At 64.8% G+C, this 16,838-nt stretch carries 14 protein-coding genes; 6 read left to right on the top strand and 8 right to left on the bottom strand.

Annotation, left to right across the window (positions count from 1 at the left end; genetic code table 11):
* Positions 1-67: 67 nt before the first annotated feature.
* The 5 genes from ribBA (at position 68) to ACQZ2L_RS23230 (ending at position 5,309) form a co-directional block, all read left to right on the top strand.
* The gene (ribBA, locus tag ACQZ2L_RS23250) at positions 68-1,186 is read left to right on the top strand and encodes a bifunctional 3,4-dihydroxy-2-butanone-4-phosphate synthase/GTP cyclohydrolase II (protein WP_430328040.1); all 1,119 of its coding nucleotides are present in this window, start codon (positions 68-70) and stop codon (positions 1,184-1,186) included.
* A gap of 199 nt (positions 1,187-1,385) precedes the next feature.
* Entirely contained in the window at positions 1,386-2,411 is a 1,026-nt protein-coding gene (locus ACQZ2L_RS23245) for an ABC transporter substrate-binding protein (RefSeq protein WP_430328039.1), read from the top strand.
* Positions 2,408-3,325: an ABC transporter permease gene (locus tag ACQZ2L_RS23240; RefSeq protein WP_314873808.1), complete on the top strand. Its 918-nt coding sequence runs from the start codon at positions 2,408-2,410 to the stop codon at positions 3,323-3,325. The genes ACQZ2L_RS23245 and ACQZ2L_RS23240 overlap by 4 nt, the downstream gene beginning before the upstream one ends.
* 6 nt (positions 3,326-3,331) lie before the next feature.
* The gene (locus ACQZ2L_RS23235; protein WP_103437076.1) at positions 3,332-4,141 is read left to right on the top strand and encodes an ABC transporter permease; all 810 of its coding nucleotides are present in this window, start codon (positions 3,332-3,334) and stop codon (positions 4,139-4,141) included.
* A 19-nt stretch (positions 4,142-4,160) separates the two neighbouring features.
* Positions 4,161-5,309 carry an ABC transporter ATP-binding protein gene (locus tag ACQZ2L_RS23230; protein ID WP_430328038.1) on the top strand — a complete coding sequence of 383 codons (1,149 nt, stop codon included), beginning with the start codon at positions 4,161-4,163 and terminating at the stop codon, positions 5,307-5,309.
* Positions 5,310-5,347: 38 nt separating this feature from the next.
* Here ACQZ2L_RS23230 and ACQZ2L_RS23225 read toward each other — a convergent pair whose 3' ends face one another.
* Genes ACQZ2L_RS23225 through ACQZ2L_RS23200 form a run of 6 tightly spaced genes read right to left on the bottom strand, consistent with a single transcriptional unit; the run spans position 5,348 to position 13,096 of the window.
* Positions 5,348-6,730, bottom strand: coding sequence for an MFS transporter (locus ACQZ2L_RS23225; RefSeq protein WP_430328037.1), 1,383 nt, complete (start codon positions 6,728-6,730; stop codon positions 5,348-5,350).
* The gene (locus tag ACQZ2L_RS23220) at positions 6,727-7,938 is read right to left on the bottom strand and encodes an acyl-CoA dehydrogenase family protein (RefSeq protein WP_430328036.1); all 1,212 of its coding nucleotides are present in this window, start codon (positions 7,936-7,938) and stop codon (positions 6,727-6,729) included. The genes ACQZ2L_RS23225 and ACQZ2L_RS23220 overlap by 4 nt, the downstream gene beginning before the upstream one ends.
* 10 nt (positions 7,939-7,948) lie before the next feature.
* Positions 7,949-9,661 carry a dipeptide ABC transporter ATP-binding protein gene (locus ACQZ2L_RS23215; RefSeq protein WP_430328035.1) on the bottom strand — a complete coding sequence of 571 codons (1,713 nt, stop codon included), beginning with the start codon at positions 9,659-9,661 and terminating at the stop codon, positions 7,949-7,951.
* Positions 9,658-10,521 (bottom strand): ABC transporter permease, encoded by an 864-nt coding sequence (locus ACQZ2L_RS23210; RefSeq protein ID WP_430328034.1) that lies wholly within the window; start codon positions 10,519-10,521, stop codon positions 9,658-9,660. Before ACQZ2L_RS23210 ends, ACQZ2L_RS23215 begins: the two co-directional genes overlap by 4 nt.
* Complete coding sequence (locus tag ACQZ2L_RS23205) at positions 10,518-11,507, bottom strand: ABC transporter permease (RefSeq protein WP_430328033.1); 990 nt, start codon at positions 11,505-11,507, stop codon at positions 10,518-10,520. The genes ACQZ2L_RS23210 and ACQZ2L_RS23205 overlap by 4 nt, the downstream gene beginning before the upstream one ends.
* Positions 11,504-13,096, bottom strand: a complete 1,593-nt coding sequence (locus ACQZ2L_RS23200; RefSeq protein ID WP_430328063.1) for an ABC transporter substrate-binding protein — start codon at positions 13,094-13,096, stop codon at positions 11,504-11,506. The genes ACQZ2L_RS23205 and ACQZ2L_RS23200 overlap by 4 nt, the downstream gene beginning before the upstream one ends.
* A gap of 390 nt (positions 13,097-13,486) precedes the next feature.
* Between ACQZ2L_RS23200 and ACQZ2L_RS23195 the strand changes: the two genes are divergently transcribed.
* Positions 13,487-14,347, top strand: coding sequence for a CAP domain-containing protein (locus ACQZ2L_RS23195; protein ID WP_430328032.1), 861 nt, complete (start codon positions 13,487-13,489; stop codon positions 14,345-14,347).
* 47 nt (positions 14,348-14,394) lie between these two features.
* On the opposite strand, the gene ACQZ2L_RS23190 is transcribed toward ACQZ2L_RS23195, so the two are convergent.
* The gene (locus tag ACQZ2L_RS23190; RefSeq protein WP_430328031.1) at positions 14,395-15,594 is read right to left on the bottom strand and encodes an MFS transporter; all 1,200 of its coding nucleotides are present in this window, start codon (positions 15,592-15,594) and stop codon (positions 14,395-14,397) included.
* Positions 15,595-15,713: 119 nt separating this feature from the next.
* Entirely contained in the window at positions 15,714-16,613 is a 900-nt protein-coding gene (locus ACQZ2L_RS23185) for a LysR family transcriptional regulator (protein WP_430328030.1), read from the bottom strand.
* Positions 16,614-16,838 lie beyond the last annotated feature (225 nt).

The raw sequence follows: 16,838 nt of genomic DNA, 5'->3' as shown, positions 1-16,838 counted from the left end.
CAGTTTTTCAGATTGTTGTGTATGATGGTATACCACAATAATCCACAAACTACAGCGAGCGTGCAGCATGGCTTTCAACAGCATCGAAGAACTTCTCGAGGACTATCGGCAAGGCAAGATGGTCTTGCTGGTGGACGATGAAGACCGCGAAAACGAAGGCGATCTGCTGATCGCGGCCGAGCGCTGCGACGCGCAGGCGATCAACTTCATGGCGCGCCAGGCACGCGGGCTGATCTGCCTGACGCTGACCGACGAGCACTGCAAGCAGCTGGGCCTTGAGCAGATGGTGCCAAGCAACGGCAGCGTGTTCAGCACTGCTTTCACCGTTTCCATCGAAGCCGCCAGCGGCGTCACCACCGGTATCTCCGCCGCTGACCGCGCCCGCACCGTGGCGGCAGCGATGGCCGCCGATGCACGCCCCGAGGACCTGGTACAGCCGGGGCATATCTTCCCCCTGCGCGCCCGCGAAGGCGGCGTGCTGACCCGGGCTGGGCATACCGAAGCTGGCTGCGATCTGGCGCGCCTGGCCGGTTTCAGCCCGGCCTCGGTCATCGTCGAGGTGCTCAATGACGATGGCACGATGGCCCGCCGCCCAGACCTGGAGGTGTTTGCCGCGCAGCATGGCATCAAGATCGGCACTATCGCCGACCTGATCCATTACCGCCTGAGCACCGAGCAGACCATCAAGCGCATCGGCGAACGCGAATTGCCCACCGTGCACGGCACCTTCCGTCTGGTGACCTATGAAGACCGTATCGAAGGTGGCGTGCACATGGCCATGGTGATGGGCGATATCCGCCGCGAACACCCCACCCTGGTGCGCGTGCATGTGATCGACCCGCTGCGCGACCTGGTCGGTGCCGAGTACGCCGGCCCCGCCAACTGGACCTTGTGGGCCGCCCTGCAACGGGTTGCCGAAGAAGGCTCGGGGGTAGTTGTGGTGCTGGCCAATCACGAGTCTTCGCAGGCACTGCTGGAGCGCGTACCGCACCTCACCCAGCCCGTACGGCCGTATCAGCGTGGCCAGTCGAAGGTGTATTCGGAAGTCGGCACCGGCGCGCAGATTCTGCAGGACCTGGGCGTTGGCAAGCTGCGCCATCTGGGCCCACCGCTCAAGTACGCAGGTTTGGCTGGTTATGAGCTTGAAGTGGTGCAAAGCATCCCGTTCGAGCCGGCTGCACTTTGAACAATCGCTGACCGCCGGTACCCGGATGCCTCTTGCGAAAAGTTTGGAATACCATAATATGATATCCCGTAGACCTTAAAATCCTGGCCGGCTCCTACACTCAAAAACGGCCACACCACATCGTTGAAATCGCTGCTCCCGAACATATTGGCGGGTGACAGAACCCGCCTCGAATAACAAAAGTAACGAGGGCGTAACCATGCTGTTGAGCAAACGTGTAAGCGCAGTGCTGTCCGCCAGCCTGCTGACCCTGGCCTGCCAGGCCACCCAGGCCGCCGACAGCCTCAACTTCGTCAGCTGGGGCGGCACGACCCAGGACGCGCAGAAGCAGGCGTGGGCCGAGCCGTTCTCCAAAGAGAGCAACATCAAGGTGGTGCAGGACGGCCCGACCGACTACGGCAAGCTCAAGGCCATGGTCGAGAGTGGCAACGTGCAGTGGGATGTGGTGGACGTCGAAGCCGACTTTGCTCTGCGCGCCGCCTCCGAAGGCCTGCTCGAGCCGCTGGATTTCAACACCGTCAAGCGCGACCGAATCGACCCGCGCTTCGTCTCCGACCATGGCGTCGGCTCGTTCTTCTTCTCGTTTGTGCTCGGTTACAACGAAGGCAAGCTTGGCGGCAACAAGCCGGCCGAATGGTCGGCGCTGTTCGACACCAAAACCTTCCCCGGCAAGCGTGCCCTGTACAAGTGGCCGAGCCCTGGCGTGCTGGAACTGGCCCTGCTGGCCGACGGCGTAGCCGCCGACAAGCTGTACCCGCTGGACCTGGACCGCGCCTTCAAGAAACTCGACACCATCAAGAAAGACATCGTCTGGTGGGGCGGCGGCGCCCAGTCGCAGCAACTGCTGGCGTCTGGTGAAGTGTCGCTGGGGCAATTCTGGAACGGCCGCGTGTATGCCTTGCAACAAGACGGCGCACCCGTCGGTGTGAGCTGGAAGCAGAACCTGGTCATGGCCGATTTTCTGGTCATCCCCAAAGGCGCCAAGAACAAGGACGCGGCGATGAAATTCCTGGCCAACGCCAGCAGCGCCAAGGGCCAGGCCGAGTTCGCCAACCTCACCGCCTATGCCCCGGTCAACCTCGACAGCGTCAGCCAGCTCAAACCTGAACTGGCGCCCAACCTGCCCACCGCCTACGCCCAGGATCAGGTCACGCTGGACTTCGCCTACTGGGCGAAAAACGGCCAGGCCATCGCTGCGCGCTGGAATGAGTGGTTGGTCAAATGAAAGTCGCCATCAACGCCCTGCACAACGCGCAAGGTGCCCCCAGCGGCACCGGCGCACCTGGCACGGCCACCCGCCGTAGTGGCATCGGCCAACGCTGGCGCGGCAGCCGTAACCTGCTGCCCGCATTGGTGTTCCTTGGCCTGTTCTTCTTTGCGCCACTGATCGGCCTGCTCCTGCGCGGCGTGCTCGAACCGGTGCCGGGGCTGGGCAATTACGAGCAGCTGTTCGCCAACTCGGCCTATGCACGGGTGCTGTTCAACACCTTCTCGGTGGCCGGGCTGGTGACCTTGATCAGCGTGCTGCTGGGTTTTCCGCTGGCCTGGGCGATCACTCTGGTGCCGAAGGGCTGGGGCCGTTGGCTGCTGAATATCGTGCTGCTGTCGATGTGGACCAGCCTGCTGGCACGGACCTACTCGTGGCTAGTGCTACTGCAGGCCTCGGGGGTGATCAACAAGGCGTTGATGGCGATGGGCATCATCGATGCGCCGCTGGAAATGGTGCACAACCTGACCGGCGTGGTGATCGGCATGAGCTACATCATGATCCCGTTCATCGTGCTGCCATTGCAGGCAACCATGCACGCCATCGATCCGATGGTGCTGCAGGCAGGCTCCATCTGTGGCGCCAGCCCGTGGACCAATTTCTGGAAGGTGTTCTTGCCGCTGTGCCGCTCGGGGTTGTTCTCCGGGGCCTTGATGGTGTTCGTCATGTCGCTCGGTTACTACGTCACCCCGGCCCTGCTCGGTGGTGCGCAGAACATGATGCTGCCCGAGTTCATCGTCCAGCAGGTGCAGTCGTTCCTCAACTGGGGCCTGGCCAGCGCTGCCGCCGCACTGTTGGTGTTGATCACCCTGGTGCTTTTCTACCTGTACCTGAAGCTGCAGCCGGAATCCCCGGTCGGCAATGCGAGGTAAGCCGCGATGCTCCTGACTCCAAATGCCATGGGCCGCCCGCTGCGGTTTGGCCTGTATGCCACCACCGGTGTGATTGCCGCGTTTCTGCTGCTGCCGATCCTGTTCATCGTGCTGCTGTCGTTCGGCTCTTCGCAATGGCTGGTATTCCCACCGCCAGGTTGGACCCTGAAGTGGTACGGCCAATTCTTCTCCAACCCGGAGTGGATGGACGCCGCCCTGGCCAGCCTCAAGGTTGCCGTGCTCACCACCGTGTGCGCAGTAGCACTGGGCTTGCCGACCGCCTTTGCCCTGGTGCGTGGGCGCTTCCCCGGGCGGGAAATGCTCTACGGCCTGTTCACCCTGCCGATGATCGTGCCGCTGGTGATCATCGCCGTGGCGGTCTACGCGCTGTTTCTCAAGCTCGGCTACACCGGCACGCTGTTCGCTTTTGTCGTCAGCCACGTGATCGTCGCCCTGCCCTTCACCATCATCTCGATCATCAACTCGCTGAAACTGTTCGACCAGTCGATCGAAGACGCTGCAGTGATCTGCGGTGCCTCGCGCTTGCAGGCGATTTTCAAGGTTACGTTCCCGGCGATTCGTCCGGGGATGATCGCCGGCGGCCTGTTCGCGTTTCTGGTGTCGTGGGATGAGGTGGTGCTCAGCGTGATGATGGCCAGCCCCAACCTGCAGACCCTGCCGGTCAAAATGTGGACCACCCTGCGCCAGGACCTGACCCCGGTGATCGCAGTCGCTTCGACGCTGCTGATCGGCCTGTCGCTCCTGGTCATGCTCATCGCCGCCGCCCTGCGCCGGCGCAATCCAGTCAGCGCCTGAGTGCCCGGAGATAACAACAATGAGTGCAGTGATGAAAGACAACGCGCCGAACAAGACCCTGGTCAGCCTGCGTAATCTGAACAAGCATTACGGCGATTTCGCCGCCGTCGATAACATCAATCTGGACATCCAGAACGGCGAATTCCTGACCTTCCTCGGCTCCAGCGGCTCGGGCAAGTCGACTACCTTGTCGATGCTGGCCGGGTTCGAGACGCCGAGCAGCGGCGAGATCCTGGTCGACGGGCAATCGCTGGTCAATGTGCCGCCGCACAAGCGCGACATCGGCATGGTGTTCCAGCGCTACTCGCTGTTCCCGCACCTGTCGGTACGCGACAACATTGCCTTCCCGCTGGCGATCCGCAAACTCAGCGCCAGCGAGATCAGCAAGCGCGTCGACGCCATGCTCAAGCTGGTGCAGCTCGAGCAGTTCGCTCATCGCCGCCCGGCGCAGCTCTCTGGCGGCCAGCAGCAGCGCGTGGCGATTGCTCGCGCGCTGGTCTACGAGCCACGCATCCTGCTGATGGACGAGCCGCTCGGCGCGCTGGACAAGAAGCTGCGCGAAGACCTGCAGGACGAACTGCGCCAACTGCACCGTCGCCTGGGTATCACCATCGTCTACGTGACCCACGATCAGGAAGAAGCCATGCGCCTGTCGCAGCGCATTGCCATCTTCAGCCACGGCAAGATCGTCGGTCTGGGCAGCGGTTATGACCTCTACCAGAACCCGCCGAATGCCTTTGTCGCGTCGTTCCTGGGCAACTCGAACTTCTTCCGGATCAAGGCCAGCAGCAATGGCGCCGGCAGTTTCGAAGGGCAGCCACTGGCAATTCGCCTGACCCCGGGCCTGGTCGCCGGGCAGGACGCGCTGATCATGGTGCGCCCGGAAAAAGCCCTTGCCCTGAGCGCTGAGCAGGCAGCGCGCGAGCCTTTGCCGGCAGGCTGGAACGAGGTTAGCGCGAAGGTCAGCGAGGTGTTGTTCCTCGGTGAAAGCCAGACCTGCCATGTGGTCAGCGCAGGCGGCACCGAGATGACGGTCAAGGCCTTGTCGGCAGCCGGTATGCCGATGCAGCCGGGCGACACGGTCAAGGTCCGCTGGGCGGTGGCCGATGCCTGCATCTACACCGAGTGGGCCGAGAGCGACCTGAGCAAGGCCGCCGGCGCGCACTGATCGCCAACTGTGCGGGGCTGGTGTGCGGTCCCGCTCAGTCAGTTGGCCAAACGCCGGAACACCAGACCCGACAGCACACACAGCAGCGCCGACAACAGCATCACTGCAGCGATATCCTCGACCGACGTCTCGACCCGGCCATCGACTGCGGCCAGTATTCCCAGCATCACCCCAGCCAGACTTACCGACATGGCCATTGTCAACTGCACCGACATCGCCGACAGCGAACTGGCTGCCGCCGAGCGCTCGCCTGGCACATCCTGATAGCTCGCCGCCCCCAGGGTGGAAAACTGCAACGAGCGCACCAGGCCTGCGGCAAACAGCACCACTGCCATCAACCACACCGCCGTGTCGCGGTCGAACGCCGCGCAAAGGGCGATGCCGACGCCGCTGAGTAGTGCGTTGCAGCTTAGCACCCGGCGGTAGCCGTAGCGGCGTACCAACGGCACGGCCAGCAACTTCATCAACAACGCGCCGACGCCGCCGCTGACCATCAACCAACCGGCCGCCAATGGGCTCATGCCCAGACTGTTCTGCAGCAACAGCACCAGCAGAAACGGCTGCGCCGCCGAGCCCAGCCGGAACAGCCCACCGCCGGCCTGGGCGACGCCAAAGCTGCGCAGACGCAACAGGCTCAAGTCAACCAGCGGACTGGCATGGCGACGGGCATGCAGCCAATAGCCGAGGGCAAACAGCCCGCCGGCGGCGATCAGCCCGAGTGCCCATGGCCGCGGCAACTGGCCTAGGCCCAGCGACTCCAGGCCCGCCACCAGCAGCGCCAACGCGCCGCCGCTGAGCAGCAGGCCGCGATAGTCCAGCGGCGGCACGCGGCGCGCCGGGAAGTCCGGCACATGCTTGAGGATCAGCCAGCAACCGAGCAGACAGATCGGCAGGTTGATCAGAAAGATCCAGTGCCACGACAGCACCGTCACCAACAAACCACCCAACAGCGGCCCCAGCAACGGCCCGACCAAAGCCGGCAATGCCAGCCACGACATCGACTGCAGCAGCTGATCGCGGCTCGACCAGCGCAGGATGATCACCTGCCCCACCGGCGTCATCAGTGCTGCGGCGGCACCTTGCAGCATGCGCCCCAGGCACAGCTGCCAGAGCGTGTCAGCCAGCGCACAGGTAAGCGAGGCGCCGGTAAACAAACCCATCGCCAGCAGCATCACCTGGCGCGGACGAAAACGCTCGGCAGCCCAGCCGCTGATCGGCACGCACAGCGCCAGGGCCAGCATATACAGCGAGACCACCAGGTTCATGCGCAGCCCCGGCTCGCCAAAATCGGCGGCCATGCTCGGCAGCGCGGTCATCACCGCCGTGCTGTCGAGCAGTTCCATGAACAGCGCCGCACCGATGATCACCGGCACCTTGGGGCTTTGCAGATGGCCGACCAGCGCCGCCGGCTGGGCCGTCAAAACAGCCCCGAAACAGGCGGCCGGGTACCTTTGAGCTGCCAGGCGCCGACCACCGCCGCCTTCCAGTGGCGCGGGTTGTGGTTGGCCACCGTGCGCGCATTGCGCCAGTGGCGGTCAAAGTTGTGCTGGCGGCCAGTGGTCGAGGCACCGCCGACATCGAACAGGGTTTCGCCGGCTTTGAGCGCCAATTCGGCTGCCAGGTACTGCGCTTGCGCGACTTCCAGTGCAGCCTGTTCGACGGTGCTTTCATCCAGCTGCGCGGCCCAGGCGCGATCGATACTGGCGGCGGCCTTGAGCACCAGTGCCTCGGCACCGAAAGCCCTGGCGGCAATGTCGCCCACCGACAGCTGCACGTAAGGGTCGTCGACCGACTGGCTGGCGCTGCTGTGCTTGATCGGCCGAGCATGTTCGCGAGCGAACTGGCTGGCATCGTTCAGGGCATTGCGAGCGATACCGGCCAATACGGTACCGAGAAACAGCTGCAGGAACGGCGTGACGATAGTGCGTTTGCCCTCCTCCACGGTGCGCGTGCGGATGTCGCTGGCCTCGACCCGCACGTTGTGCAGGTGGGTAGTGCCGCTGGCGGTCAGGCGCTGGCCCATGGCATCGAAGTCGTCGACCAGCTCCAGCCCTTCGCGGTCACGCGGCAAGATGAACGACACCGGCTGCTCGTCCTCGTCCAGGGCCACCGCACTGACGTAGTCGGCAAACAGCGCCCCGGTGCTGTAGAACTTGCTGCCGTTGGCGCGAAAGTGATCGCCCTCGCGCACCAGGCGCGCGGCAATCGCGCCATTGGCACCGCCCAGTTCCCAGCCGGCATTGCCGATCACTGCGCCTTGCAGGTACACGGCAAACCAGCGCTCGCGCTCCTGTTCGGCACCCTCGGCGCTGGCCGCGAGCAGGCCTTCGACAAAGGCGAAGCCCGGGCGCAGCGCCTGGGCGACGTTGGAGTCGGCGGCGGCCACCTGCAGCAGCAACTCGATCACATCACTGACGCTGCCACCGGGGCCGCCGTACTGCTGCGGGATACGCACGGTGTACAGGCCGGCCGCGGCCAGCTCGGCGATGGCCGCATAGGGTAGCCGGCGTTCGCGCTCACGCTCGGCAGCGCCGGCAGCAATCGCCGGCAGCAAGGCGCTGACACGAGCCTTGAGCGCGGCCACGGAGGTGGCTGGGGCTTGGGCGGGCAAACGTTGAAAGGTAGTCATGGGGCAGTCCTTAGATGGCGATTTTCCACAGTCTTGCTTCGTCGAACAGGTCGAAGGCCTCGTGCTCGAGGTCGAGCGGCGGTACAACCAATTCAGTGCCCGCGCTGGGCAGGCGCGGTACTGAGCCAAGCAGACGCTGGGTGTATTCATGGGCCGGCTGCTGGAACAGCTGCTCGACCGGTGCGTGCTCAACCACCTGGCCGTGGCGCATCACCAGCACGTCGTCGCTGACATGGCGGATCACCCCCAGGTCGTGGGAGATGAACAGGTAGGCCAGGCCCAGTTCGTCCTGTAGATCAGCGAGCAGATCCAGCACCTGCGCCTGCACCGAAACGTCCAGCGCCGACACCGGCTCGTCGCAGATGATCAGCTTCGGCTCGCTGGCAATGGCGCGGGCGATCGCCACGCGCTGACGCTGGCCACCCGAAAGCTGCAACGGTCGACGCTGGGCCAGGTCTGCGGCGAGGCGTACCTGATTGAGCAACACGGCAATCCGCGCTGGCCGCGCTGGCGCCTCGACGCCGGCGACCTGCAAGGCATCATCCAAGATCTGCGCAACCGTCCAGCGCGGGTCGAATGAGCCAAGCGGGTCTTGATAGATCACGCTGATTTCGCGGCGCAGGGGCCTGCGGCTGGCCTCGGCGATGGCATCGTCGGGCAGGTTCCAGGGTTTGCTGCGGTACAGCACCTGGCCCTGATCTGGCGTGAGCAAGCCCAGCGCCAGGCGCGCCACGGTGGTTTTACCCGAGCCGGATTCACCAACGATGCCCAGCGTACGGCCCGCGCGCAGGGTGAAGTTGACGCCCTGCACCACTTGCCGGGCCAGCCCGTCCGGACCTGTGTAGCGCTTGCCCAGCTCACGGCCTTCGAGCAGGACCTCGCCCAGACCACGCCTGACCAACCTGGGCATGCTGCTCAGGCGTTGCGGCGACAAGCGCGTGCCACGCGGATGCTCTGCTGGCACCGCTGCCAGCAAGGCCTTGGTATAGGCATGCCGAGGCTCGCGCAGCACCTGCTGCATCGGCCCCTGCTCGACCACTTCGCCATGGCGCAGTACCAGCACTTCGTCCGCCAGCTGGGCGACCACGGCCAGGTCGTGGCTGATGATCAGCAACGACGCACCGCGAGCCTTGATCTGCTGAAACACCTGGAGGATCTGCGCCTGCACGGTGGCGTCCAGTGCGGTGGTCGGCTCGTCGGCGATCACCAGCGCCGGCTGCATCGCCAGCGCGCTGGCGATCAAGGCGCGCTGGCGCAGGCCACCCGACAACTGCCCGGGGCGCTGGCGGGCGCGCAGTGCAGGGTCCGGCACACCGACCAGTTCCAGCAACTCATGGACCCGTGCGGCGCGCTGCTGGCGGTCGCCATAGCCGTGGGTCTGCAGCACTTCGAGGATCTCTTTACCGACCGGCCGCAGCGGATCGAGCGAGACCAGCGCATCCTGCAGGACAAAGCCGATGTCCTTGCCGCGCACCTGCCGCCACTGACGCTCGCTGAGATCAAGCAGGTCGTGGTCGGCAAAGCGCAATTGACGCGCCGACACCTCGGCGCCCGCGCCGGTCAGGCCGACCAGGCTCCGAGCGCTGACGCTCTTGCCCGAGCCAGACTCGCCGACCAGGGCCACGCAACGCCCAGGCGCCAGGGTAAAGCTCAGGTCGCGGACCACGCTCTGGCCGGCAAACGACACCGTCAGGCCGTCGACGATCAAGGTCTTGTCACTCATGCTTGGCGACCCTCCAGGCGTTGTTGGATGAAGCGCCCTGTAACCGTCGTGGCCAGGGTAGTAAGAACGATGAACAGCCCGGGGAAGAACGTCAGCCACCAGGCACTGGCGATGAAGTCGCGGCCCATCGACAGCATGGTCCCCCACTCCGGCGCCGGCGGCCGGGCGCCGAGGCCGAGAAAACTCAACGCCGAGGCCCAGACAATGGCCTGGCCGACACCCATAGTCATGGTCACCACCAGCGGGCGCATCGCATTGGGCAGCAGCTGGCGCAGCACAATCCGCGAGGTGGGATGGCCGAGCGCGCGCGCCGCTTCGATGTAGCCGGCGTTGCGCACGGCCAGCACCTGGCCGCGCACCATGCGCGCGTAACCGGGTGCACCGCCCAGGCCGGTGGCGACGATCAGCGTGCCGACGCCGCTGCCGAATACGGCCACGAACAGCAGCGCCAGAATCAGACTGGGGAAAGCAAACAACACCTCCAGCAACCAGCCGACAGCGCGGTCGACCCGTGCACCGCCGAGGCCGCCAAGCAAGCCCAGGCTGATGGCGATGGTCATCGACAACGCCGTGGCGGCAACGCCGATCAACAGGCTCTGGCGGGCGCCGTGAATGATCCGCGCAAAGATGTCGCGCCCGGATTGATCAGTGCCCAGCCAGTGCGCCCAGCTCGGCGCCTGGAACGCATCGCGCGGCACGATGGCCAGTGGGTCGACGTGGGTAAATAGATGGGGGAACAGCGCAGCCAGCAGTAACGCGGCCAGAAACAGCAGGGCCAGGCTTGCGCCGACTGGCGGCAGGTTGAATCGGTGCTGACGGCGCAGCGGCGCCTGCACACGGTCAATTATCAGGTCGCTCATGGCGTGACCTCCTGTTGGCGGGGGTCGATCCACTGGTAGAGCAAGTCCACCAGAATGTTGGCCAGCACATAGCCCGCGGCGACCACCAGGCTGATGCCGATCACCAGCGGCATGTCCTGGGCCTGCACCGCTTGATACAGCTGGCGGCCGATGCCCTTGCGGGAAAAGATCACTTCGCACACCACCGCGCCGCTGATCAGCGCGCCGATGGCCCAACCCGACAGTGATACCCCGGGCAACAAGGCGTGACGCAAGGCATGCCGGAAGCGCACCGCCAGGTCACTCAAGCCACGGCTGCGGGCAGTCAGAATGAATGGCTGTTCCAGGGTCAGTTCCAGCGACTCGCGGGTCACTTGGGCGATGAAGCCGGCCAGCGGAATGGCCAGAGAAAACGCCGGCAATACCAAACTGGCTAGGCTGTCGCTTCCCGCCGGCGGGAACCAGCGCAAGCCGAAGGCGAATACCGCCAGCAGCACCACGCCAAGCCAGAAGTGTGGCAAGGCAGCGCTGAGGGTTTCGGCCAGCGAGGCAAGGCCGCCAATTACCCGGCCGCGCCCGGCGGTAATCACCGTCAGCAACAACACCAGTACCCAGGCCAGCAGCAGCGCGGCGATGGTCAGCTCAAGCGTCGCCCCGCCCTGCTCGGCCAGCACCCGCGTCACCGGCAAGTGCTGCGAGTAGGACACGCCAAGGTCGCCTTGCAGCAAGCGACCCAGATACAGCAGGTATTGCACGCCCAGCGGTTTATCCAGGCCGAATTCGAGGCGCGTGGCTTCGATGGTTTCCGGGCTGGGGTTGCCGCTGGGGCCACCAAGAATCGCCAGCACCGGGTCGCCCGGCATCAGACGCAAGGCAAAAAACGTAAGCGTCGCCACGGCCCACAGCACCAGCAACCCGCCACCAAAGCGGATTACGGCGCGGCGGCCGAGTGCGGCCAGGCGCTCGCTGCGCGGGTCGGTTATTGCCAGTTCAGTTGTACTGCTCATTTGATCACCCAGGCGTCATACAGGTAAGTGACCGCCAACGACGGCTCCAGGCGTACGCCGCGGGCGGTCTTGTAGATGCCCAGGCGGGTGCTTTGCGGATAGGTGGTGAGCTGCAGGTATTGCCCGGCGGCTTGCGCCTGAGCCTGCTGATACAGGGCGCGGCGCTGCTCCGGCTGCTGCGTGGCCAGGGCCTGATCGAGCAGACTGTCGAAGCCGGGATCGGCGTAGCCGGAGGAATTCTGATGGTAGCCACCGACCCCGGCCGGCTGCACGAAGGCCGAGCTGAAGATGATCCGCAGCACGTCCGGGGTGTTGGTGTTCCAGTAGCCAACGCGGATGTCGTAGTCCCAGGCGGCCTGCCGGGCCGTGACCTGCACATCGCTCATCTGCTCCAGCACCAGTTCTATGCCGGCCTCACGAGTGGTGGCCTGGACCTGCTCCCACAAGGTCAGCTCCGACGGCGGCGTGCGTGCGCCGATCAGCACCGTTGCGCGCAAGCGCTTGCCGTCCTTGCTGCGGTAGCCCTCGGCATCGCGGCTGGTCCAGCCGGCGTCATCGAGCAGCTTGGCGGCGCGGGCCGGCTGGTAGTCCTGGCTGTGCTCGAAGTCGGCACTGTAGTACGGCGTGGCCATGCTCAGCGGGCCGCCGGCGCGGGGGAACTCACCGAAATAAACGCTCTTCAGCGCGCCCTCGATATCGGCGCTGCGCACAAAGGCTTCGCGCACGCGGATGTCATCGAACGGCGCACGGCGCAGGTTGAACGTGCCGTTGGTGGGGTTGCCCGGGCGCTGGGCGACGATCAGCTCGACATCCGGGTTGCGCCGTGCCGCCTCGTGGGACTCGGGCGGCAAGGCTTCGATCACGTCGACTTCGCCAGCCTGCAGCGAGGCAAAGCGTACCGACGGTTCCTGGATGAACTTCCACACGATCCGTTCCAGGTAAGCCGGGCCCTGGTGCTGGGCGGTTGGCGGCGCCCAGTTGTAGTCCGGGTTGCGCACCAGCTCGACCTGGTTCTGCCGGTCCCAACGCGCCACCTTGAACGGCCCGCTGCCGACCGGGCTTTCGCAGTTGACGTCACGGCTGCGCTTGAGCGCGGTAGGCGACTGAATACCGAGAAAGCCCTGCGCCAGCACTTCAAGAAACGCCGCATAGGGCGTTGCCAGATGGACCACGGCGGTGTACTCGTCGATCACATCGGTGCCGCGATACTGGCGGATATAGCCACCGGCGGTACTCGACTGAGTCTTGGGGTTGGCCATGTGATCGAGGTTGTCCTTGACGGCCTCGGCGTTGAACGGTGTGCCGTCGGTAAAGCGCACGTCGCGGCGTAGCTGAAAGGTGTAGCTGAGGCCATCGGCGGCGACTTGCCAGTGCGTGGCCAGCCACGGGCCGATGCGCCCCTCGCTGTCCATGGACACCAGCGAGTCGAGGTATTGCTGGGCAACGAATACCTGCGGCATGTCACCGGCCACATGCGGATCAAGGCACGTCGGCTCGCGGTCGGTGGCGTACACCAGCGTGCCGCCATGGACCGGCTGATCGCCATGGGCACTGACCTGCTCGGTGCGTTCGCAGCCAACCAGGGTCAATGCAGCACTGAGCAAGGTCAGGGGTAGGATGGAGTTTTTCAAGGATGCTCCTGCACGGGCCCAAAGGGTGTGCAAGGGCTATTGCAGGACTTGTGCCTGGTTTCAACTCCCTGATTTTGCTGGGTTTGACCTTATTGGCAGTGAATGGCGACGGGCAAACTGTTGCACTGCTGTTGGCCTGCGGACAGGAACGGCCAGCGCCCTGCTGAGAATGCAAATAATTCCCAGCAAGTAGCGCACTTTTTTCGGCAAGAAAGGTCTACTCCCTCTTTTGCCGATAATGTTCGACAATCGGCCGTTCAATTGCACCGCACGACGCAGGGCCAAAAGCCAGATGCTTGTGTAGGATGAGCAGCGCCGAGTTTCGCGCTGCCAGATAGGGAGATACACATGCGCGTCCTGTCATCCGTTGCCTGTCTTACCGTGCTGACGCTGGGCCTTGGTGTGTCTTGTGGCGCCCAGGCGTTCACCAGCGAGGAAGGGCAACTGATCGCGTCGATCAACGCCTACCGCAGCCAGCCGCAGAGCTGCGCCGGCGAGGGTTCGCTGGAGCTGCCGCCGCTGAGCAGCGATACCCGCCTGGCGCTGTCGCCGGAAGGCACCCGCGACCTGCAGCAGGCGATGTCGCGCGCGGCTTACCCGATGGTCAACGTGCAGGCGATCAGCTTATCCGGGCCGCGCGATGCGCCGGCGGCGATGAAGGCCATTGCCGAAAGCTTCTGCCAGGTGGTGCTCGACCCGCAGTTCGTCGACATCGGCGTCAGCCAGGAAGGCCGCGACTGGCGCATCGTGCTGGCCCGGCCGCTGCTCAGTGGTCGCCTCGGTGACTGGCAGGCCGAGGGCCAGAAGCTGCTGCAAGAGATCAATGCAGCGCGCCAGGTGCCCCGCCAATGCGGTGGCCAGCCGTTCGCTGCCGCCGCGCCATTGAGCTGGAACGCCACCTTGGCCGGCGTTGCTGCCGACCATACCCGGGCGATGGCCAACCAGAACTTCTTCGATCATATCGACCGTGATGGCCGCACCCCGGGTGACCGCGCCGAACTGGCCGGCTACTCCTACCGGTTGGTCGGCGAAAACATCGCGGCCGGGCTGGACACGCCGCGCAAGGTCATCGATGGCTGGCTGGCCAGCCCAGGCCATTGCGCGACCTTGATGAACCCGGACTTCCGCGAACTGGGCGCGGCTTACGCCGTGGACCCCAAGAGTGATGCCGGAATCTACTGGACCGGTTTGTTCGGTGCGCCGCAATGATCGCTTGAGCCGAGTCGGCTCGCTCTGCACTCATTCAAGCGGCGCCTTCAACCGCGCCGGCTGTGCAGCACGAATATGCCCAGCGCCAGCAGTGGCAGAGCGGCGCCCACCAGCGCTACGCCATGCCAGCCCAGCTGCTCATACAGTGGGCTGGCCAGTGCCGATCCCGCTGCGCCGCCGACGAAGATACTGGTCATGTACAGCGCGTTCAATCGGCCACGGCTGGCCGGGTCCAGCGCGTACACCTCACGCTGGCCGATCACCATGTTCATCTGCACGGCAAAGTCCAGCAGTACCCCGCTCAGCGCCAGGCCGATCACGCTGAACCCTGGGGCACTCAGGCCCAGCAACAGCGCCAGCGGCGCCAGTACCAGCGCCAGCAGCGAGCCGCGGCGGGCATGGCCGGCATCGGCCAGCCGACCCGCCAGTGGCGCCGCGATTGCGCCGACCGCACCGACCAGCGCAAACAGCGCAATCTGGCTCTGCGACAGGCCATGCTGTCCGCTCAATGCCATCGGCACCGCCGTCCAGTACAGGCTGAACGCGGCGAACATCAACGCCTGATACAGCGAGCGCTGACGCAGCACCGGGTAGCGGCGCAACAGCCCTGCCAACGAGGCCATCAGTTGCGCGTAGCTGGCTTTGTGTTCAGGCACCCGGCGCGGCAAGGTCAGCGCCAGCAACAGGATGATCGCCAGCATGATCCCGGCTGCGCCGACAAACACTGTGCGCCAGCCGAAGTGGTCAGCAACCACGCTCGCCAGTGGCCGTGCCAGCAGTATCCCCAGCAACAGGCCACCCATGATATTGCCGACCACACGTCCGCGCTGTTGCTCGGGGGCAAGGTGCGCTGCCAGCGGAATGAGCATCTGCACCGACACCGAGCTGAAGCCGATCAACAAGGCATAGCCAAGAAACAAGCCACCCTGGCCATTGCTGCTGGTGCCCGCCAGGACCAGGCTGATGCAAGCCAGCACTGCGGTAGCCACCATCAGCCGGCGGTTTTCCACCAGGTCTGCCAGCGGTACCAGTAACAGCAGACCGAGCGCGTAGCCGAGCTGGGTCAACGACACGATCAAGCTGGCGTGCTCGGCTGACAGGCCAAGGTCTGGCGCAATCAGGCCGACGATGGGTTGGGCATAGTAGATGTTGGCGACGATCGCGCCGCAGCAAAACGCCAGCAAGGTTACCAGGGCCCGACTCAGGCCTCCGGCTGAGGGCTGGCTGGCAGCGATGGATGGGCTCATGTGCAGGTGCCTCGGTGAGTGTTCAGAAAAGATGCTGTGCACGTTACCCAGCGATGCAGCGCAAGAGAATCCAGCGGCTGAGCAAGAGGTCTTTGCGCGTGGCGCAACGACGTACCCTTTCATTGATCCAGCAGTGTCTCGCAAAAACCGACAAACGCCTGCACCCGGCGTGAGCCGCGGTGGTTGGGCAGATACAAGGCATTGATGGCCGTGCTCGCAGCACCGGGGCTGATCTGCCAATCAGGCAACAGCCGCATCAAACGCCCGGCCACGACGTCTTCGCGCACCAGCCAGTCGGCCAGCAAGGCTATGCCGGCGCCACTCAGGGCAGCTTCGCGCAGCACATCGGCATTACTGCTGCGAAGCGGTCCGCTGATATCCAGCTCAAGCGCCTGTTCGTCGCGTGACAGGCGCCACGGCCGTGCGGACTGCCCATAGCGAAAGCGCAGGCAGGCGTGTTCATTGAGACCTTGTGGATGCTTCAGCGGCGCGCGCCCAGCCAGGTACGCGGGGCTTGCCACCAGCCAACGCTGAAAGCGCCCGAGCGCACGGCAGACCAGTTCGTCATTGGGCGCGGCCTCACCCAGGCGAATGCTCACATCGTAGCGGCCCTCGAGCAGGTCATCGAAGCGATCACTCAGGTCGATGTCCAGCTCAAGCCCCGGGTGCGCGGCGAGAAAGCGCCCCAAATGCGGCGCGATCACACGCCGGCCGAACTCGACGGGCAGGCACAAACGCAGCACCCCGACAGGCTCTTCGCCACGGTCGCCGACACTGGCATCGGCCTCGGCCAATGCCTCGAGCACCTCACGGCAGCGCTGGTAATAACTGGCGCCCGCCTCGGTCAGGCTGACTTGCCGGGTGGAGCGGTTGAGCAAGGCGGCGCCCAGTTCAGCCTCCAGGGCATCGACCAGGCGCGTCACCGAAGAGGTGGCGACGCCGAGGCCACGCGCTGCAGCCGAAAAGCCGCGGGCGTCGACGGTTGCCATGAAGGCTTTGATTGCCAGCAGCTTGTCCATCGCAGTTGGTGTCCGCCAAATCGGCCAACCTTGCTCCAAACGGAGCCTGGGTGCAATCCCGGCCAAGCTTACCTGACCAGTCCGTCAGCTTAACCGCAGGGGGCAGACGCAAAAACCACATCAATCACGCCAGATCGAGCTTTTTCGCGAAATTTTCACATTATTGATTTGGCCGTTTTTAAGCTGAAGTTGGCGACTTGATCTAAGCTTTTCGAGGCATCTTGG

The organism is Pseudomonas shirazensis (assembly GCF_050496565.1).
GTDB classification, from domain to species: domain Bacteria; phylum Pseudomonadota; class Gammaproteobacteria; order Pseudomonadales; family Pseudomonadaceae; genus Aquipseudomonas; species Aquipseudomonas shirazensis_A.
This window is presented reverse-complemented; position numbering and strand designations above follow the sequence as displayed.